Below are 21,060 nucleotides of genomic sequence, written 5' to 3' on the forward strand. Positions count from 1 at the left end.
TGAAATGAAACACACTACAGTCCTAATTGCCATTGTAATGAGCAGTTTATTTGGATGTAAAACTGAAAAAACCCTGCAAGAACCCAACGAAGCGAAGATGGAAACGAAGATGGAAACAAATAGAAAAGAGGTGGTTTATCAAGTCTTTACCAGACTGTTTGGCAATACCAATACCACCAACAAACCTTGGGGCACGCTTGAAGAAAATGGCGTTGGCAAGTTCAACGATTTTACCGATAAAGCCCTTAACGAAATCAAGGATTTGGGCGTCACTTACATTTGGTACACTGGCGTGCCACACCACGATGTGATTACCGATTACACCGAATATGGCATTTCCAATGACGACCCAGACATCGTTAAAGGTCGTGCCGGATCGCCTTATGCGGTCAAGGATTATTACAACGTGAATCCCGATTTGGCGGAAAATGTGGAAAACCGTTTGGCAGAATTTGAAGCCCTTATTGAGCGCTCTCACAAAGCAGGCCTAAAGGTCATCATCGATATCGTACCCAATCACGTGGCCAGAAATTACCAGAGTTTGACCAACCCAGAAGGCGTAACCAATTTTGGTGCCGAAGACGATACCACGGTAGTTTACGATGTGAATAATAATTTTTATTACAATCCGGGCGAGGCATTTAAAGTGCCTAATTGGAAAAATGGATACCAACCTCTAGGTGGCGAAAAGCAGCCATTGGCCGACGGCAAATTTGAAGAAAATCCCGCAAAATGGACCGGCAATGGTTCACGAGCGTCCCAACCCGATATGAACGATTGGTATGAGACTATAAAGGTCAATTATGGCGTTTCGCCAGACGGGGACAAGGATTTTGACGAGTTGCCTCAAGCCTTTGAAAACAAAGATTACCAAGCCCATTATGCGTTTTGGAACGGCAAGACCGTGCCAAGTTCTTGGAAAAAATTTAAGGACATCGCACTCTATTGGACGCAGAGAGGTGTGGATGGTTTCCGATTTGATATGGCCGAAATGGTGCCGGTTGAGTTTTGGAGTTATATGAATTCGGCAATAAAGACCGAAAACCCGGATGCTTTTTTATTGGCGGAGGTTTACAATCCGAGTATGTATCGCGAGTACATCAAAAAGGGAAAAATGGATTATCTCTATGATAAAGTCCAATTGTATGACACGCTCAAACACGTGATGCAAGGTCGTGGCAAAACCGATTACATACCTCCAATCCAAGAGGATTTGAAAGATATTGAGCATCACATGTTGCACTTTTTGGAGAACCACGATGAGCAACGTATCGCCAGCCCTGATTTTGCAGGTTCTGCTGAAAAAGGAAAACCAGCGATGGTGGTCTCTGCAACCATAAGCAGCTCGCCCACCATGATTTATTTTGGTCAGGAATTTGGCGAAGCCGCTAAGGAGGACCTTGGTTTTGGCGATCCCACCCGAACTTCCATTTTTGATTATGGCAGTGTGCCTAGCGTGGTGCGTTGGGTAAACGACAACAAATTTGATGGTGGGAAATCTACGGAAGATGAAAAACAACTTCGTGACTTTTATAAGCGCCTGCTCAATTTTACCATCAACAGTTCGGCCTTGGTAGGGCAATATGAAGATATTCATAGCTTCAATAGACAAAATACGGAATGGTATAACGACCAAGTCTTATCTTATGTGCGTTGGAGCGATGATGAAAAGCTGGTGGTCATTTCCAATTTCAATGCGGAAAACACTTATGGTTTTGAATTGCAAATCCCAAGTGCTATTATCGAAAAATGGAATTTGGAAGCAGGCGAATACGAGATGAAAGACCAATTGTACAAGAGCTATAAAACCACTTTAAAAGTAGAGGCCGAAAAAGCTTATCTGCGAATTGACATAAAACCTTTGGAATCGTTTATTTTGAAACTTGAATGATGTTTAGACCTAACAGGTTTTGACTGACCTGCAAGGTGTTATTTCTTTACCCGATGGCAATCGGGTAAAGAAATCTCCTTGTAGGTCTGAATTAGACAATAGAAAGCAGAAAATCCTTGTAGGTCTTGACTTAATAAAAGGTAAAATTTGTTGAAACCGACAATATCAGACTTAACAGGTTTTCAAAACCTGTTAGGGCTATAGTCAACCGAATAAAGCGCATAAAACAATAATTAAATTTGAATGCAAACTAAAAACCATATAATGCAGTCCTATCAAGTTTGCAAAACCTGATAGGTCTGCATGAAACTGAAATCAAAATCCTCATGAAAAAACTAATACTACTCACACTAATCGCTACCAGTTTAAGCTGTAAAAACAGCGTTTCTGATGCAGAAAAAGAGATGAAAGAGACTTCCAAAGAAAAAACGACTGCCAGCCTTGAAACTCCTTTTATATGGGAAGCCGCAAATCTTTATTTTTTGATGACCGATCGTTTCAATAATGCAGACCCGTCAAATGATGTCAATTTCGGGCGTGATAAAAAAACTGCAAAGTTGCGCGGTTTTGAGGGTGGCGACATCAAAGGCGTAACCCAGAAAATTGAAGACGGTTATTTTAGCGATTTGGGCATCAATGCCATTTGGTTAACACCTGTGGTAGAACAAATACACGGTGGCACCGATGAAGGCACCGGAACTACCTATGCCTTTCATGGCTATTGGACCAAGGACTGGACCGCATTGGACCCTAATTTTGGAACCAAAGCCGATTTAAAAGCACTTGTAGACGCAGCTCATAAAAAAGGGATCCGTATTGTTTTGGATGCGGTGCTCAACCATACAGGCCCAGTAACAGCTAAAGACCCGGTTTGGCCAGATGCTTGGGTGCGCACCGGTCCTACCTGTACCTACGAAGATTATGAAAGTACCGTGGCTTGTACACTGGTGGATAACCTTCCTGACATCAGGACAGAAAGTGATGAGGCTGTAGAATTGCCGCCACAACTCGTTCAAAAATGGAAAGATGAAGGACGTTATGATGAGGAAATCGCTGAGCTGGACGCCTTTTTTGAGAAAACAGGACATCCTAGAGCACCGCGATTCTACATCATGAAATGGCTGGCCGATTATATTACCGATTTCGGTATTGACGGGTATCGCGTAGATACCGTAAAACATACCGAAGAAAGCGTATGGCAAGAATTTAGAAGCATTAGCGATGCTGCCTTTGCAGAGTTCAAAGCCAATAATCCAGAAAAAGTACTCGACGATAACGGATTTTATATGGTTGGTGAAGTCTATAACTACGGAATTTCTGCGGAGAAAGCTTTTGATTTTGGAGATAAGAAAGTCAATTATTTTGACAAGGCTTTCAATAGCATCATCAATTTCGAGCTGAAGTATGATGCTGCCAAACAAACGAAAGAGGCCATTTTTAAACGCTATTCTAAAGTGCTCAATGGCGATATGCAAGGTTATGGCGTGCTCAATTATTTGAGTTCGCATGATGATGGGAGTCCCTTTGATGCCAAGCGTGAGAATCCCTATGAGACGGCGACCATTTTAATGCTTACGCCTGGGGCAGCCCAAGTTTTTTATGGTGATGAATCGGCAAGGATTTTGGAGGTTGAAGGCACGGAAGGCGATGCGAAACTGCGTTCCAACATGAATTGGGAGGCCATAAAAAATGATGCCAAAACTCAAAAAATTCTAGCGCATTGGCAAAAATTAGGAACCTTTAGAAGCGAGCATCCTGCCATTGGTGCCGGTGTGCATCAAATGATCACCCAGAAACCCTATGTGTTTTACCGAAGCTTTAGCAAAGGCGATTTTAAAGATTTGGTAGTTGTGGGACTGGATCTGAAAGCTGGAAGCAAAACCTTGAAAGTTTCAAGCGTTTTTGAAGATGGAACGCTGTTGCACGATGCTTATTCTGGCCAAGATGTAGCAGTCAAAAATGGTAACGTTAGCATAAATTCTGAGTTTAGCATCGTGATGTTGGAATTGAAAAAATAAAAGGTGTCTCTAAATCCAAAAATGTGTAACTTATGTATTGTATGTTCATTTTGACGCCCCGTTTAGTTGGGACTGGCCACCTTCCGAAGATAAAAAGGATTTCCTGGCGGTTTCGTCAAAGACAGTGAATGGAGTAATCGTGAAGTTTACTTCGGAAGGAACCCCTTTTGGATTCTGAGCCCTGTTCCTGAAAATTTGGCGTAGATCTAGATCCAGGAAAATGCCTTTGATACGCCAGCAGCCATGGCACCGCATTTAATAACCTTTAAAAAAATAAGACTATGAAAACTTTTATCACAACCCTCATTTTTATCAGTTTTTTAATCGGCAACGCCCAAGTTGATGGCGTTGGTATTGGCACAACTACACCCAAAAGCACCTTGGACATCAATGGGAACTTATCGGTTAAAGTTGTTGAGCTTATGGGTGGTGGTGCTAATGCTGCAACACCAATTGATGACGGTGTTTATATTAGTTTAACCCCGAGTTCTGGCAGTCCAGAATTCATATTGCCCGATGCAACTACTGTTCCTGGGCGTGTATATGTACTGCGGAATATTTCTGATACCCAAGAAGCAGTGATTTATACGTTTGGTGGCGACTCTGCTGCTAACTCAGGTGCTGGCGTTGAGTTTTACGCAGGCAATAGTAGAGTAAGTTCTGAATCGGTGGTTATGATGCCTGATGCGACGGGTACGCCTGGAAGTGGAGAAAGAACCAAAACCCTCATTTTTATGAGTGACGGGAGCAACTGGACTTACGGTGCTTTAGGACTTTGAGATTTAATATTTAGGAATTAGGGCCGTCTCAATCACAGCAAGATTCAAACCAACTCCGCGATAAAAGGGAGGAAATTATATGCGCAGAAAAATTATTAGGATAAATAAGGTAGAGACTTGACTCAAATTTCGGCATTAACAGCAAGCCATATTTTAAAGTAAGAATCCCATCACATCATCAACAAAACATTAGTTTTGTAACTTTAAATTAGAACGGCGCTCATGAAAGATATCAACGACAGCACAGAACTTCCCTTTAAGCTTAAAATCAGTTTTGATAAGCTGTTGCAGCATTATGAGACCTTGGCAAAAAGTGATGATCAGTTTTTGTCAAAAAACGCCTCACGTATTCTAAAGATTCAAGAGCCTATCCCAATCCTGAGAGAAGGTTTTACCGACATCAAGTATCTAAAACAGTATGAACAAGAGATCAATGTCATTCTTCAAGAGTCCTTTAGTGAGGTTTTGACCCATAATGAAATCAAGACAGCTTCCGTTCCATTTCACAGCTTGAGGTTCAATTCTTCAGAACGTTTCAAGAAAATCATAGCAACCGCAGGAACTGATTTTGAATTGGAAGTGCTCAACTTACCTGAGAACGATAAATATATTTTAGCCTGCACCATCATTCTCAATGCGGTGTATGGCTACCAATTGGATTTTAGACGCCCATTTTTTTATGAGATTCCAGATGCAAAGGGCATTATGCGTCGCTATAAGATTCTCTATAATGCCGATTTCACAGAGATCATAAAAACCCCAGAAGCACCAGAAATCACTCAAGAAGATTATGATATGCTCTTGGATAATTTTGGAAATATGGACCTTTGGCGGGAAAAATTCCCACCCAACAGCTATGTGTTTAAGGGTTTCGTGGTTAGCAACTTATTTGATACCACCAATGATGCAGCGATTTCAGAAATCAAATCCACGCTTCTGGTATCTGGAAAGCGCCAAAGCGACAATTTTATTGGTGATTTTCAAGACACCTTTAGGGCCTTATTTGGTGTGAACGATATTGAAGTGGGCTTTGTGATTTACAATAAAGAAGACGTCACATTTGAACGGGTCATTGGTAAGGGCATTAAAAGCTTCTTACTCTTCAATAGTGATGTTGAAAATTGTGAGACCGCCCTCTGCCACGGGTCTTACGATGCGATTTTAAAAGACAATCGGTATTTTTCAATTTCAGATGTCGATAAGTATTTTGAGCTAACCAATGGCGAGGCGCAATTTGGTAGTTTGCATGAACAACACATTCAAAGCGCCATTTTTGCGCCAATATTTGGCAATAATGAACTTTTGGGCGTATTGGAGTTGGTCTCAAAAACACCAAAGGCACTCAATAGTATCAATGCCAATAAACTGGAAGATGTGATGCCATTTATAGTCATGTCGGTATTGCGCTCTAAGGAAGAGGAAGCCAATTTGATTCAAGCCATCATTCAACAGGAATGCACCTCAATCCATCCAAGTGTGTCTTGGAAATTCAGGGACGCTGCACGCCAATTTATAAAGGATAAGCAGGAGCTTGGTAATGAGGCAGTGTTTGGAGAAATCGTTTTCAAGGACATTTATCCCTTATTTGGTCAAATGGATGTCAAAGGCTCATCGGATGCTAGAAACATAGCGACCCAAAAGGATCTTGCCTTACAATTGAATTACGTGTCGAAGATTTTTAATGCGATTCTCAATACTGAAATGCTTCCGATTTATGAGCAAATGCAGTTTCAAATGGAAGCGTTTTCCGAAGAATTGAAAACCGATTTCAAAGTGGATACTGAGCAACGTGTGGTTAACTTCCTTAAAAATGAAATCGAGCCCGTTTTAAAATTTCAGTCCAAAAAGAATAAAGCACTTCAGCCAGAAATCGACAAGTATTTCAATAAAATAGACAAGTCACTCAACTTGTTATATTACTACAGAAAAAATTATGATGATACCATTGCGCTTATCAATAGAAATATGACGCAATTGCTGGACCAAAAGCAACAGGAAGCCCAAAAGATGTACCCGCATTATTTTGAGCGCTATAAAACCGATGGTGTGGAGCACAACATGTATATTGGCGAGACCATTACCAAAATGGATAGCTTTAACAAGGTGTATCTCTATAATTTGAGACTTTGGCAATTACAGGTCATGTGCGAGATGGAAAACAACTATTACCAAAACCGAAACATTTATCCCATGGCTTTGGATGTCGCTTCCATGATTTTGGTATTCAACCAACCACTCTCCATTCGCTTTAGAATGGATGAAAAACAGTTTGATGTTGATGGTACTTACAATGCCAGATACGAGGTGTTGAAAAAACGTGTGGACAAAGCCTTTATTAAAGGTACAGAAGAGCGCGTTACCAAAAACGGAAAAATTACCATTGTCTATTCTCAAAAAGAGGATGAACAGGAATATTTGCAGTACGTGCGATTTTTACAAGCTAAAAATTTGCTGGATGAAAAATGCGAAGTTTTTGAGCTTGAGAATCTACAAGGGGTCACTGGTTTGAAAGCCATAAGCGTGGATGTGCTTTACCACACCGATAAGGCGGATAGCGACCAAAAACTGTATACTTACGATGACCTTATCAAGCAGCTTGACAATTGATCACACCCAAAAACTTTGGGTCTTATCTTGCTGTATATAGCTTGTGGGTGCCAATGGCTGTGGCAACACGTCGTCAATGTTTTTACCGTTGGTTTTCAAGGCCACAGCAAAGGTAATGACCGAGACAATGATGCCAATCATAAACACGGTGTAGGTAATGCGCAGGATTCGGTATTTGCGTTCTAGAACAACCCCTAAAAAGTAAAGGTCTTTTGTAAGTGAGCTGTACACATAATTTTTATCCTTGAGCAACTCAGTGATTGCCCACTCAAAATCTTCCAGTTTCATTTTATGGAAATTCCCAAAAAAGGTCAAATTCACATCCTTGTTTTTGACATCTTCTTTCGTAAACTCCCCACTGGTAATGTTGGGCCTCGTAGCGATAATGGATAAAATCATGGAAACAACGCAAAACAGGGTAAAAATGGCTGTGGGATAAATAAGATAAGCGTTATTGTCTAATTTAGCGATCATGTTTGCCAATACCAGAGAGATGATAATGGCGTTTACCGATAGTAAGATGTTGGCCTTGGTATCGGCAATGTCACTTAGTTTGATATGGTTTCTCAAGGCCACGCGGAAAAAGGTCTGTATGCCACGCTCCGGACTCTCATTTTTGTACTGTGCTTTGTATTTGGCCTTTATTTTCTCTTTATCGTATTTCCGTTTTTGCTTTTTCTTGGCTTTCAATAAATCGGTAAGATTCTCCTCTTTGGATTCTTGCCAATTTTTAAGGGCATAATCGGTGTAATACTGATGTTTTTTAGACAGCATTTTGATATTTTCATCGCGCCATTCCTTACCTGTAAACGATTTGATTTCTCTAAGCTCCAACTCTTTTCTCAAGAATTCGCTGGCCTCTTCAAAATAATCCTTCCCAAAGTGGGAGGAGTCGGCATCTCTTATGATTTTATCCAACTCGGTTTTGGGAGAGTCGTTAAACTTAGTCGCCATGATGCAGGCATTGACTTTTTCAATAACCGCTTGATCCACATTTTGTTCGTTGAGAAATTTAGTGCCTATTTCAACACTGCGCTCTTCATGATTCTTGGTGCCATCAATGTAACCGGTATCGTGAAGTAGGGCGGCAAGTTTCAATATCAAGATATCTTCTTCAGAAATTTCAGAATGTTCTATAATTTCTTTCGTGCTCTTTAAAACGCGCTCGGTGTGTTTGTAATTGTGATATAGGTAAGATGGATCGAGTTCATTTTTGAAAAGCTCAAAAACGAATGCCTCTGTTTTTTTGATCAGGTCTGATGCCATAATATGCTGTGGATTTTATAGGGTAAAATTACAAAAATATGAGGATGCGCTTTCTTATTTCACGTCTAATATGGATGCATATCAATCCTTTCTTCGCAATTTGTCGTAAAAGCGTTAAATTTACTAGCGTAACAAAACATCTGAACCTAAATTATCGATTATTTTCGTAACAATTGAAATTTTCCAACAAACCTATGAATTTAGAAACAGCTTATACTGAAACCCGTAACAGGTTTGTCAATATTTGCAAGGGTTTAAAAACCGAGGACTATTCGGTACAGCCCGCGATTTTTGTATCTCCTCCAAAATGGCATCTGGCACATTCGTCCTGGTTTTTTGAGCAGTTTGTGTTGGTAAAATACCTACAGGGCTATGAAATCTATGATGAGGATTTTTCATATTTGTTCAATAGTTATTATAACAATGCAGGCAAACGTGTTTTGAGACCCAATCGCGGTTTGATGACTCGCCCTGCTGTTGATGAGGTGTATCGCTATCGCAAACATGTTGACCAGCACATGCGCCGTTTTTTTGCTGAAAAGCCTTCCGAAGCCGCAAAAGCGGTAATTCTTTTGGGCCTACAACATGAACAACAGCACCAGGAATTGTTTTATTACGACATCAAATACATCTTGGGCAATCAACCCACATTTCCTAAGCTGAAACAGCACCTCCAGCTCAAAGAAATCAGCTCTAAAGCCAATTGGATTTCAATAGATAAAGGCTTATATGCAATTGGTCATCAAGGCGATGGCTTCTGCTATGATAACGAATTGGGACAGCATCAAGTGCATCTCGAAGCCTTCCAAATACGTGACCAATTGGTAAGCAATGCCGAATATTTAGAGTTTATGGAAGCTGGTGGTTACAGCGATTTTAACCTTTGGCATGCTGAAGGTTGGGATTTTATACAACAAGATCAAATTGAAGCACCAGCCTATTGGCACAAGGTTGATGGTATTTGGCACAACTATACCTTTGACGGGTTTGTTAAGGTACATCCAAAACAGCCCGTGATGCACTTGAGCTTTTACGAAGCATTTGCCTTTGCGGAATGGAAGCAGATGCGTCTCCCAACCGAGTTTGAATGGGAAGTGGCATCAAAGCATTTAAATTATGGTCAACTTTGGGAGTGGACCTACAGTGCATACCTGCCCTATCCCAATTTCACAAAAGCACCTGGCGCCCTGGGCGAATACAATGGCAAATTCATGATCAATCAAATGGTGCTTCGAGGAGCTTCCGTAGCCACTTATGCCAACCATAGCCGAGCAACCTACCGCAATTTTTTCCATCCACAACTGAGATGGCAATTTGCAGGACTAAGACTAGCGAAATAATATGAACAACAACTTTGCAAAAGACATTGCGGAAGGCCTTACTTCCGAAGAAAAACATCTGCCCTCAAAATATTTTTATGATGATAATGGCAGTCGCATTTTTCAGGAAATCATGAAAATGCCAGAGTATTATCCAACCGATTCAGAATTTGAGATTTTGTCCCTACAGGCCAAGCAAATTGTGGAGCAACTCCAGTTCGACCAAGCATTCAACATCATTGAGCTTGGTGCCGGCGATGGCTTTAAGACCTTTAAGCTTCTGGAATATCTGGTTGCGGCTAAAATTGATTTTGATTATATGCCCATCGATATTTCGCAAGAGGCCAATGATTTGCTGCATGCCAAATTGAAGGAGCGTTTGCCAAACCTCTCTGTCATCCCAAAAACGGGTGATTATTTTAAAGAGCTAAAAAAGATAGGTAAACAGGAACGTCCCAATCTTTTGTTGTTTCTTGGCGGAAACATAGGTAATTACCTCGATGCCGATGCGGAAGCTTTGCTATTGTTGTTCAATAAATACATGCATGCTGGCGACAAGCTGCTCATTGGTATTGACCTCAAGAAAAACCCATTGACCATTTTTAAAGCCTATTTTGATGATGCAGGGATTTCAAAACGCTTCAATATCAACCTGCTCATAAGAATCAACCGGGAGCTCAATGCCGATTTCAAGATCGACGATTTCGATTTCTACTGCCACTACGATCCCATGAGTGGTGACGTGAAAAGTTATCTCGTGAGCCTCAAAGCACAAACTGTGCAATTAAAAGCTTTGGATATGAGCATCGATTTTAAACAGAATGAGCTCATTTGGACCGAGCTCTCAAAAAAATACACCATCCCGCAAATTGAAGCTTTGGCCGCACGAACCAATTTCAAGGCCAAACATCATTTTTTAGACTGTAAGTACTACTTTACAGATAGTCTCTGGCAAAAATAGAATTGAGCTCCTAAAAAAGGAAACGCTCAAGAAAATCGTATTTTTGCGCCTGTTGGTGGTGAGAAAATTAAATCCTATGAAAATTAGAACATATCGCAGTCCTGTAATCTTGAGTTTATTCTTGATTTTCAATGCTTGCGCTACCTATAAAGCACAATATAAGGATGAAGCCGATAGAACCAACCAATTGCCAAACAAGGAAGTTGACAAAACCTTTTACCTCATAGGAGATGCGGGGAAATCGCCTCAAGGCGGCATGTCTCAAGCCTTGACCTTATTCAACAAATACACTGCAGATAAAGACACCAAAGACGATTACACCATTTTTTTGGGAGATAATATTTATCCCGAAGGCATGCCTGCGGAAGGCGAAAAAGGAAGGGCTGCGGCTGAAAATGGTCTCGATGGCCAATTCATGAGTTTATCCAATTTCAAAGGAAAAGTCATTTTTATCCCAGGCAATCACGATTGGTATTCCAATGGCCCTAAAGGCTTAAAAGCCGAAGAAAATTATGTGGAAGCAGCTTTGGGGAAGGGTACATATCAACCTGAAAATGGATGCCCTTTGGAAGCTTTTGATATTGGTGATAACATCAAATTGATCGTTATCGATACCCAATGGTATATGGAAGATTGGAACAAACATCCCACCATCAACGATGAATGTGAGATCAAGACCAGAGAACGGTTTTTTGATGAACTGGATGGCGAATTTAAAAAAGCCCAAAACCGCAGCGTCATCGTTGCCATGCACCACCCAATGCTAACCAATGGGGTTCATGGCGGGCAGTTTGCCATATCAAAACACATATTTCCCACCCAAAAGAACATACCGGCTCCCATCTTGGCATCCTTGATCACTCAAGTGAGAACCCAAGGGGGCGTGTCTATTCAAGACCGTTATAATGAGAGTTACAATAAGTTGATGAAACGCATCGAAACAATTGCCTATGATCTCAAAAATGTAGTGTTTGTTTCGGGTCATGAACATACTTTGCAGTACAACGAAAAGGAAAACATCAAACAAATTGTTTCGGGTTCAGGAGCAAAGGAGTCTTATGCAGCACTCTCAAATACAGGGCTTTTTGTGTATGGCGAACAAGGTTTTGCTGAGTTGACGGTTTTTAAGGATGGCAGCTCTTGGGTTACCTTCTATGGCGAGGAAAACGGAGCGCCCAAAAAATTGTATGTAAAAGAAGTGCTGGCTCCTGAAGATGATTTTGATAGTTCCACACTGCCAGATAGCTTTCCACAGGAAGTGGAAACATCAGTCTATACCAAAGAACAAACCGAAAAATCAGATTTTTTTGAAACCGTTTGGGGAGGACATTACCGCGACGTTTATAGCCAAAAAGTGAAAGTAAAAGTAGCTACTTTAGATACGCTTTATGGCGGTTTGGAAATCATGCGGGCTGGTGGAGGCCACCAAACACGATCCTTGCGTTTGAGAACCAAAGACGGGCGTGAATTGAATATGAGAGCCCTTAAGAAATCGGCAACACAATATTTGCAAGCCGTCCTGTTCAAGGACACCTATATTGCAGATGAGTTTGAAAAAACCCAGGTAGAAGGTTTGATCTTGGATTTCTATACCGCAGCACACCCTTATGCTTTTGCTGTTATTCCAGATTTATCGGTTGCTGCAGATATTTACCATACCAATCCGAAGCTCTATTTTATTCCGAAGCATAAGTACTTAGGAAATTACAATACCAATTATGGTGGCGAATTATATATGATTGAAGAACGTCCCGAAGAAAATTACACCAACGAACGTAACTTTGGTTATGCCGATGATATTGAAAGCACCCACGATATCCTTGAAAAATTGAGAAAAGACGAAAAGTACAAAATCGATGAAAACACATTTATAAGAGCACGCCTTTTTGACATGCTTATTGGCGATTGGGACCGTCACCAAGACCAATGGCGTTGGGCACAATTTGACCAAGAAAATGGGGATAAGGTGTATAAGGCCATTCCTAGGGATCGCGACCAAGTCTTTTCTAATTTTGATGGCTCCTTATTGGAGGTGATGCGCGTTATTGTAGGGCCTTCAAAACAATTGCAAGTCTATGACGAGGACCTCCAAAATATCAAGTGGATGAATGCCGCGGGTATTAAACTCGATCGGGTATTGATACAAAATGCCACTCGTGAACAATGGATCAAGCATGCCGTATTTTTGCAAGAGCACATTACCGATGCGGTTATTGATACGGCATTCACAAAAGTGCCCAAAGAGGTGCAGGATGAAACCCTGCAGGAAATCAAGGAAAAGCTTAAAGGAAGAAAGTCCAATCTTGTGGATATTGCCAATAGGTATTACGATTACCTCAATGAATTGGCCATTTTAACAGGTACAGATAAAGATGATTATATTGAAGTCACGCGTATTGGTGATAAGCAAACACATGTAAAAATCTCTAGAATTAAAGCAGGCGAAAAAGCCGATGTGATTGTGGACAGAACTTTTGACGCTGAGCTTACCAAAGAAATCTGGATTTATGGGCTTGATGATACCGATGTGTTTGAAGTGAACGGGAATGGCAAAAACCCTATATTTATTCGTCTTATTGGCGGGCAACAAAACGATACTTATAAAATCAAAAACGGAAAACACGTCAAGATTTATGATCACGAAAGTAAAGAAAACACGGTTGTTGAAAATAAAGGTGCCACAACCCGTTTTACAGATATTTATAAATTGAATTTGTTCGACTACAGCAAGAACATCTATAAAACCAATATCACAACGCCTTCCGTTGCTTACAATCCAGATGATGGCTTGGCCTTGGGCGTTTCATTTACCACAACCAAATATGGTTTTCAACGCAACCCCTTTTCCCAACAGCATCGTTTTAAAGGCGGTTACTTTTTCGCCACTGATGGAATCTCATTGGATTATGAAGGCGAATTTGCCAACATCAAGGACGATTGGAATTTGCAGGTGGGTGGGACTTTCACTTCAGAAAATTTTACCAATAACTTTTTTGGCTATGGCAATGAAACCGTGAATGCAGAAGATGAGCTGGATCGGGATTACAACCGGGTAAAAACCAGCATCTATAAGGCAAGCGCAGGAATTTTCAAAAAGGGGAACTTTGGTAGTGATTATGGGTTTAGAGCCGTTTTTGAAGGTATTCAGATAGGGAAGACTGATGGGCGTTTTATAAGCGATTTGGTGCCAGAAACCAACGAGGAATTTTATGAAAGACGCTGGTTTGGCGGTTTGGAAGCCGAGTATTTTTATGAGAGTTACGATAACAAGTTAAATCCAACACGTGGGATGACCTTTTTGTTGAATCTCGGTGGAAAAGCAGATTTTGACGCTTCTGAACGTACGTTTGGTTACATCAATTCTAATCTGGGTTTTTATAATTCCATCTCCAAAAATAGAAAGTTAGTATTGAAAACCGATGTGCGAAGCCAGTTTAGAATTGGCAACGACATCATTTTCTATCAAGCTGCCAATCTTGGTGGTGATAACGGTTTGAGAGGCTATCGCGATGAACGTTTTACGGGAAATAATTCTTTTGTGGGGACTGCTGATTTGCGTTATGCCTTTAATTCTTTCAAAACCAATGTGCTTCCTTTGCAAATTGGGGTCTTTGGAGGTTTTGATGTGGGTCGCGTTTGGTTGAAGGGCGACTTTTCAGATAAATGGCACAACGATTATGGCGGTGGCCTTTGGATCACTGCTGCAGAAAGCCTGTCGGGCACCTTCAACCTTTTCAATGGTGCTGAAGGTTTGAGGTTCTCTTTCACATTCGGACTTAATTTTTAAAAACACAACATGAGGCAGTACTATTTTTCATTTTTAAAAACGCTAGAGCGGCTAGAGAGTAATATTGCTTTTTATCCAACACTGATAAGTCTTGGGGGCGTAACATTCGCTTTCTTTATGATTTATTTAGAAAGCATTGGGATTTCCCGTTATTTGGTGGAGGCAGCACCAATCTTGGTGGTCAATAACACCGAGACCGCCAGAAGCTTGCTAACCACATTTATAGGAGGTTTGATTTCCATTATGGTATTCAGTTTCTCTTTGGTAATGATCCTTTTGAATCAGGCCTCAGCTAATTTCTCGCCTCGGGTGCTGCCAGGATTGATTTCCAACAAAAGGCATCAGGTCATATTGGGCATTTACAATGGTACTTTACTGTACAGTATCTTTACTTTGGTATCGATCGCACCACACGGTGACAAATACCAAATGCCAGGCTTCTCTGTGCTTCTTGGAATCATCTTTATGACCATGAGCTTGGGTGCTTTTATCTATTTTATCCATTCCATTTCCCAGCAAATCCAAGTGGGTACCATCATGGATAAGATTTTTAAGAAATCCCAGGCGCGCTTGCTCAAGCTTGTCGAGTCTGAAAAACATTTGGAGACCGATTTTGAAGACACTGCCAACTGGAATGAAATCATGGCCTCTCAAACGGGTTACATGCAAGATGTGAGTTTAAATGTGCTTGGCACGTTGGCCGAAGAACACCAGCTGAAGATTGAGATTGTGCCAATAAAAGGCGCCTATGTGCTCAAAGGCATCCCCATACTCAAGTATAAAGGGGACGTTGATGATGAGCTCAAGGAAAAGCTGTTGGATGCCGTCATGTTCTCAAAAAGTGAATTGATTGAGGATAATTATGTGCTGGCTTTTAAGCAAATTACAGAAATTGCCCTCAAAGCCATGTCACCAGGCATCAACGATCCCGGGACTTGTATCAATGCCATTGATTACCTTACGGAATTGTTTGCACTGCGAATGACCAAAAAGAACAAGAGCTTTTATTTTTCTGAAGACGATGAGGCACTCATTTACGTAAGGACGGTAAGTTTTGAGCAATTGCTCTACAATGTGATGGCAGCCTTACGCACCTATTGTAAGCATGACATTATCGTGGTGCAAAAATTGTTTACGATGTTGCAATATTTGCTTCAAAACAGGGAGGTGCTTCGTGAAAATTATAAGGAAAGCATTATCAGCGAAATCCGTAACCTCAAAATAGACGCGTTGGCCAATCATGAAAATGAGGCCGATATCAAGGTCATTAATAATATAATAAAGCACTTGGAAGATTTGAATCCCTCAGATTATAAATTTGATTCTAACACTTAGGCTATTTATTTTGGTTGGTGCCTTCAGCGCTTTTCTTGCCCTTCAGCTCTAAATGATATAAGTTGCCACCATTATTGTTTTTCAACTCATCGGAAATCAAGACTTCATCTTTCGTGATGAATACGATGCCTTCTTTTTGAGACGTATGTCCAAACGGAATGATTTCCACAGTACCCTCAAAGAATTTATCGGCTTTGAACTTGCTCAGTTTCCACAGTTTTTCGTGGTTGAGTAGCACAATCGTTTTTCCGTCGGCACTAATGTCGGCAGCAGTGATTTGGTTGTCCTTTCCATCCAATTTGGAAGTGGTTACCAATTGTGCAACATGGTCTCCAATACTATTTTCTACGGAAATCATAATGGTTTCCTTGGTGCCTTTGCTGAAAATGTAAAACTTGTTTTCATATAAAAAGAACGCTTCAAAATCTTGTGACTCCATAGTGCTAGGGAGCGTAAACGCGATTTTTTCAGCGGAAGAACGCTTCATGGCTTTACCGGGTTTAGACACTTTATAGATTGTAAAATGTTCCCGCGTTTTTTCGTTGTTTCCGAAATCGCCAATATAAATGTTCTCCTCTTGGTCGCTGGCCAGATCTTCCCAATCAATATTCTCGGCATTTTCGATTTCAATGGTCTTTGTCAATTGGCCCTTGGCATCCAAAGCATAAAGGGCATTGGGGTTGCCAGCATCTTCGATAGTCCATAATAAACGATCTTGGTTGGTGTATTCCAATGCAGAGTTTTCCTTGAGTGACACAGGAAGGTCTAATAAGTTGTTAAGCTGGCCGGTATGGCAAGCGCTGAACAGTATGGGAAATGCTAAAATGATGTAGCTGAATTTGGTCATGATTTTGAGCGTCTTTAACTTTTTTTAAAGTAATTATTCTTGAGCTTGACTTTATGTAATGCTGAAACTTCTGGATTGGGATTGCTTTTTTTTGCGATTGAAACCGCTGGAGGTTTGCCTCGAGGTTGGTTACACTGTCATGCGACTTTGAAGGGAAATAAACCGTTTGATGCTGCAACCATAAACTGGCTTGCATGCAGGTTTCAGTAAAAAATCAAGTCACACTCACATTCAGCCCCAAGAGTTCATCTATATATTCTCTGCTGTTGCTAAGCCTGGGGATTTTATGTTGGCCACCGAGTTTGTCGTGTCGCTTGAGCCAATCGTAAAACAAACGTTCTCTGGCAATATGTATTGTAGGCATATTCAAGGTCATATCGTTGAGGCGTTTGGCTTCATAATCGGAGTTTAAGGATTTTAGAGTGGTGTCTAACAGGATATTGAACTCTTGTATGTCTTCTGGTAAGGTTTTGAATTCGATAAGCCATTCGTGGGAACCTTTGGCCCTTCCGCTCATAAAAATAGGTGCAGCGGTATATTCCACAATCTCGGCATTGGTAATTGCGCAAACTTGTTGCAAGGCATTTTCGGCATTTTCAATGATGAGTTCCTCACCAAAGGCATTGATATGGTGTTTTGTGCGCCCAGAAACCTTGATGCGATAGGGGTCAATAGACGTAAAGCGCACTGTGTCTCCAATTTTGTAGCGCCAGAGTCCGGCATTCGTGGTGATGATCACCGCATAGTTTTTATGCAGTTCCACGGCACTTAGAGGGATGACTTTGGGTTGGCAGCTTCCGTAAGTGCTCATATCTATAAACTCGTAGAAAATCCCGTAATCCAGCATCAACAAGAGCTCACTACTACTATTTTGATCCTGTATGGCAAAAAAGCCTTCCGAGGCATTATAGATTTCATAATACCTAAAATCTTGTTTTGGTAAAATGGCCTTGTATTGATCAACGTAGGGCACAAAGCTCACACCGCCATGAAAATAAACTTCCAAATTTGGCCAAATGTCAAAGAGGTTATCACGGCCAGTATCGTCTAACACCTTATTGAGTAATACCAGCATCCAGGAAGGCACACCAGCCAAACTGGTCACGTTCTCATAGCGGGTTTCTTCAACAATGGCATGCATTTTATGTTCCCAGTTGCTCATTAGGGAAACCTTATTGCTGGGTGTGCTGCTATATTCAGCCCAAAAGGGCATATTGTCAATCAAGATGGCCGAAAGATCTCCAAAGGCAGTCCCGTTTTCCTTATAGAGTTCCTTGCTGCCGCCCAGGCGTAAACTTTTTCCTGTGAATAATTGAGAATCGGGGTTGTTATTGAGATATAAGCATAAAAGATCTTTGCTTGCTGCGTAATGGCAATCTTCCAAAGACTCGCTGCTAACGGGTATAAATTTGCTTTTGGCATTGGTGGTGCCACTGGATTTGGCAAACCATTTTATGGGGTGGGGCCAAAAGATATTATGCTCACCACGTCGGGAACGCTCAATTAAATCTTGGTAATCCTCATAACAGGAAATGGGCACGCGCTCGGCAAATGTGCTGTAATTGCCAATGGAGTCAAAGTGGTATTGTTTTCCAATTTCAGTATCTTTTGCTTTGGCAAGTAGATGAAAAAGCAATTCGTTTTGCACCTCATTGGGATACTTTAAAAACAGGTCGATTTGATGAAAGCGTTTTTTCAAAAACCAGGATGCTATCGAATTTACTAATGGAATCGGCATTTTTAGAGTATCTTTAGCGTTGGTTTTGTCTTGGTTTTTGGTAGAATGGCTTCCAAATCAAGGTCGGGATCAAAAATTTAAAAATAAGACTTTTTTTTATGTTATATCAAGGTGTTCTTAGAAAAATGCAAACCGAAATGGCGGCACCCATTCAATACTATCTCATTCTGGAAAATGATTTCCTGAATATGAATCAGTTATTGGATAAAACCATTCATTTACAGTTTATAAAACACCAGTGCCTCAACTGCTCATTGAATAAGCCCATCTTTAGACAAGGCTTTTGCAAGAGCTGTTTTTTTGATATTCCACAGGCGGCAGATTGGATCATGAAACCCGAGTTGAGTACTGCACATTTAGATCAAGAGGATCGTGATTTGGTTTATGAGAAAAAAGTGCAGTTGCAGCCACATATCGTGTATTTGGCAAATTCAAGCAACGTCAAGGTAGGCGTGACCCGAAAAAGCCAGGTGCCCACCCGTTGGATCGATCAAGGTGCGCATGAGGCCATTGAGATTGTGGAGGTGCCCAATCGTTATTTGGCAGGAATCACTGAAGTGGCGCTTAAAAATCATGTGGGCGATAAAACCAATTGGCGCAAAATGCTGAAAAACGACGTGGAAGATGAGAATTTGGTAGAATGGCGCGAAAAACTGAAACAGTATATTCCGGCGGAAGCTGTGGACTATTACATCGCCTCAAACACCGAAACCGAAATCCATTTCCCCGTTAAGCAATATCCTGAAAAACCCAAGAGCCTAAATATCGAGAAGGAGAAATCCTATACGGGTCGTTTGGTAGGCCTCAAAGGGCAGTACCTCATCTTTGAGGACGAGCGTGTATTCAATGTTAGAGGCAATGAGGGGTGTGTGGTAAGCTTGGCCCTAAGCTAAAGATTAACGAAATTTTAGAAGATCCACTTAGGCAGACGCCCTTGTTTTTTAGTACCTTAACATAAAAAACAAAACACTATGAAAATTCCAGCCATGGCCTATGTGGTCTTTACGACTTTACTTTTATTAACCCTGACCATTGCGGTGGCAATGGACATGCCTTTTAACTGGGTGTTCTACTTAACCTGTATTGGTCAAGTATTTGTGGTCATTATGGTGTATAAAGTACTCAGAGATAAATACACTACCACTAAAACCTTCGAAGATTTCTACGAGGATTTCCCAATTACCGAACGGAAGAACTACAGATAAGATCCCGAATTTTATAATCCCTCCAGAGGGTTTTATTCCCCTGGGATTACCTTGAAATACAAAGAACATCTTTCAATTCATACCTTGTGGGCTTGGGCCGAAAGTATTGATTTACTAATAGCGCAGGCGAATTATATGTATAAATTAAGCTGCGGTTGGGTTGTGAAATTTGTATTTTCTACTCTTGCTTTTTTTTGCTTGTGCAAGCCTCTTGTTTGTTCCGTAAATGTTTTTTATGGTGGCTCTTAACCAAACGGTCACGAGCGGGACGCTCGCGCTAGCAGGGCTGAGTTGGATTATGAAATTTGTATTTTCTACTCTTGTCTTGCTTTTTTTTGCTAGTGCAAGACTCTTGCTTGTTCCGTAAATGTTTTTTTATAGTGGATCTTACTCAAACGGTCACGAGCGGGACGTTCGCGCTAGCAGGTAGTCAATGCCGCTTTGAAATATAATTATGATCACGGATTTAAAAAAAAAGGCCCCTCGCTCAATGACCTCAACTTAATGACATTGCGCTCGCGCTAGCAGGGAATCCTTCAATCCCCAATATCCGTTTCGTGACGGATTACATCCTTGACCTTCGCCAATAAATCCTCTATCTCAAAAGGTTTACTTATAAAATTTGTGGCTCCAGCCTTAATACACAATGTCTTGGCGCCATCAAGAGCAGACATCATGGGGACTGGTGTATCTGAAATAGTATCTGTTTTTCTGATTTCAGAGCAGATAACCGTCCCATCCATGCCGTTCAATAGCTTATCCATTATTACCAAGTCAAATTGATCTTGCTGAAGACATTTGATGGTTTGATCTGCCAACCTTAAGAGCTTTACCTCATATCCACTTAATTCAAGCAGGTCATGGATCATAATGCCAAGATTAAGATCGTCCTCGACTAGTAAAACTTTATTCATTTTGATTGTTTTAGAGTGCGCTCATTAGCCCGTTGCTTGTTGTAACATAGCCTCAATCTTTGAAAAAAGGAGTTTCATCTCAAAGGGCTTGGCTATGAAATCTGTGGCCCCGGCCGACAAACATTTTGTTTCAACTGCAGTATCTGCAGACATCATGAGTATTGGTAGGTGGGCGGTAGTTTCAGTTTCCTGTAGCTCCTTGCAAATTGCTGCACCACTAACGCCAAATATAAATTGATCCAACATGACCAAATCAATGTCATGTTGGAGTATGTTATCGATCGTTTGCTCAGGTTTGTTTGAGATCACTGGCAAATAGCCTTTAGAGCTCAGCATGAATTTTAGCATTTCCCCAATTATGCGATCATCATCAACCACCAATATTTTAATCAT

The 21,060-nt window shown here is 41.0% G+C and carries 15 protein-coding genes; 10 read left to right on the forward strand and 5 right to left on the reverse strand.

From position 1 onward, the window contains the following. Nucleotides 1-4: 4 nt before the first annotated feature. The 4 genes from ESY88_RS01190 to ESY88_RS01205 all read left to right on the forward strand — a co-directional run bounded on the left by ESY88_RS01190 (nucleotide 5) and on the right by ESY88_RS01205 (nucleotide 7,295). Entirely contained in the window at nucleotides 5-1,891 is a 1,887-nt protein-coding gene (locus ESY88_RS01190; RefSeq protein ID WP_147085017.1) for an alpha-amylase family glycosyl hydrolase, read from the forward strand. A gap of 326 nt (nucleotides 1,892-2,217) precedes the next feature. After that, complete coding sequence (locus ESY88_RS01195) at nucleotides 2,218-3,909, forward strand: alpha-amylase family glycosyl hydrolase (protein ID WP_147085018.1); 1,692 nt, start codon at nucleotides 2,218-2,220, stop codon at nucleotides 3,907-3,909. A 281-nt stretch (nucleotides 3,910-4,190) separates the two neighbouring features. Further along, nucleotides 4,191-4,688, forward strand: a complete 498-nt coding sequence (locus ESY88_RS01200; RefSeq protein ID WP_147085019.1) for a hypothetical protein — start codon at nucleotides 4,191-4,193, stop codon at nucleotides 4,686-4,688. A gap of 222 nt (nucleotides 4,689-4,910) precedes the next feature. After that, a complete protein-coding gene (locus tag ESY88_RS01205; protein ID WP_147085020.1) occupies nucleotides 4,911-7,295 on the forward strand; it encodes a GAF domain-containing protein in 2,385 nt (794 codons plus the stop codon). Here the strand turns inward: ESY88_RS01205 and ESY88_RS01210 are convergent, their stop codons facing one another. Then, nucleotides 7,296-8,561 carry a Pycsar system effector family protein gene (locus tag ESY88_RS01210; protein WP_147085021.1) on the reverse strand — a complete coding sequence of 422 codons (1,266 nt, stop codon included), beginning with the start codon at nucleotides 8,559-8,561 and terminating at the stop codon, nucleotides 7,296-7,298. Nucleotides 8,562-8,755: 194 nt separating this feature from the next. Between ESY88_RS01210 and egtB the strand changes: the two genes are divergently transcribed. The 4 genes from egtB (at nucleotide 8,756) to ESY88_RS01230 (ending at nucleotide 15,963) form a co-directional block, all read left to right on the forward strand. After that, a complete protein-coding gene (gene egtB / locus ESY88_RS01215) occupies nucleotides 8,756-9,901 on the forward strand; it encodes an ergothioneine biosynthesis protein EgtB (RefSeq protein ID WP_147085022.1) in 1,146 nt (381 codons plus the stop codon). 1 nt (nucleotide 9,902) lies between these two features. Further along, a complete protein-coding gene (locus ESY88_RS01220) occupies nucleotides 9,903-10,841 on the forward strand; it encodes an L-histidine N(alpha)-methyltransferase (RefSeq protein WP_147085023.1) in 939 nt (312 codons plus the stop codon). Nucleotides 10,842-10,917: 76 nt separating this feature from the next. Beyond that, nucleotides 10,918-14,628, forward strand: coding sequence for a metallophosphoesterase (locus tag ESY88_RS01225; protein WP_147085024.1), 3,711 nt, complete (start codon nucleotides 10,918-10,920; stop codon nucleotides 14,626-14,628). Nucleotides 14,629-14,637: 9 nt separating this feature from the next. Continuing rightward, nucleotides 14,638-15,963 carry a DUF2254 domain-containing protein gene (locus ESY88_RS01230; protein WP_147085025.1) on the forward strand — a complete coding sequence of 442 codons (1,326 nt, stop codon included), beginning with the start codon at nucleotides 14,638-14,640 and terminating at the stop codon, nucleotides 15,961-15,963. A gap of 1 nt (nucleotide 15,964) precedes the next feature. On the opposite strand, the gene ESY88_RS01235 is transcribed toward ESY88_RS01230, so the two are convergent. Both ESY88_RS01235 and ESY88_RS01240 read right to left on the reverse strand, forming a co-directional pair. After that, nucleotides 15,965-16,810, reverse strand: coding sequence for an SdiA-regulated domain-containing protein (locus ESY88_RS01235; RefSeq protein ID WP_147085026.1), 846 nt, complete (start codon nucleotides 16,808-16,810; stop codon nucleotides 15,965-15,967). Nucleotides 16,811-17,024: 214 nt separating this feature from the next. Next, nucleotides 17,025-18,548, reverse strand: coding sequence for a GH3 auxin-responsive promoter family protein (locus ESY88_RS01240; RefSeq protein WP_147085027.1), 1,524 nt, complete (start codon nucleotides 18,546-18,548; stop codon nucleotides 17,025-17,027). A gap of 98 nt (nucleotides 18,549-18,646) precedes the next feature. Here ESY88_RS01240 and ESY88_RS01245 point away from each other — a divergent pair, with 98 nt between their 5' ends. Together ESY88_RS01245 and ESY88_RS01250 are read left to right on the forward strand one after the other, a co-directional pair. Then, complete coding sequence (locus tag ESY88_RS01245; protein WP_147085028.1) at nucleotides 18,647-19,441, forward strand: DUF2797 domain-containing protein; 795 nt, start codon at nucleotides 18,647-18,649, stop codon at nucleotides 19,439-19,441. Nucleotides 19,442-19,519: 78 nt separating this feature from the next. Further along, complete coding sequence (locus ESY88_RS01250; RefSeq protein WP_147085029.1) at nucleotides 19,520-19,753, forward strand: hypothetical protein; 234 nt, start codon at nucleotides 19,520-19,522, stop codon at nucleotides 19,751-19,753. A 536-nt stretch (nucleotides 19,754-20,289) separates the two neighbouring features. Here ESY88_RS01250 and ESY88_RS01255 read toward each other — a convergent pair. After that, nucleotides 20,290-20,667: a response regulator transcription factor gene (locus tag ESY88_RS01255; protein WP_147085030.1), complete on the reverse strand. Its 378-nt coding sequence runs from the start codon at nucleotides 20,665-20,667 to the stop codon at nucleotides 20,290-20,292. Nucleotides 20,668-20,691: 24 nt separating this feature from the next. After that, nucleotides 20,692-21,060 carry a response regulator gene (locus ESY88_RS01260; RefSeq protein ID WP_147085031.1) on the reverse strand — a complete coding sequence of 123 codons (369 nt, stop codon included), beginning with the start codon at nucleotides 21,058-21,060 and terminating at the stop codon, nucleotides 20,692-20,694.

The organism is Subsaximicrobium wynnwilliamsii (genome assembly GCF_007997225.1).
GTDB lineage: Bacteria > Bacteroidota > Bacteroidia > Flavobacteriales > Flavobacteriaceae > Psychroserpens > Psychroserpens wynnwilliamsii.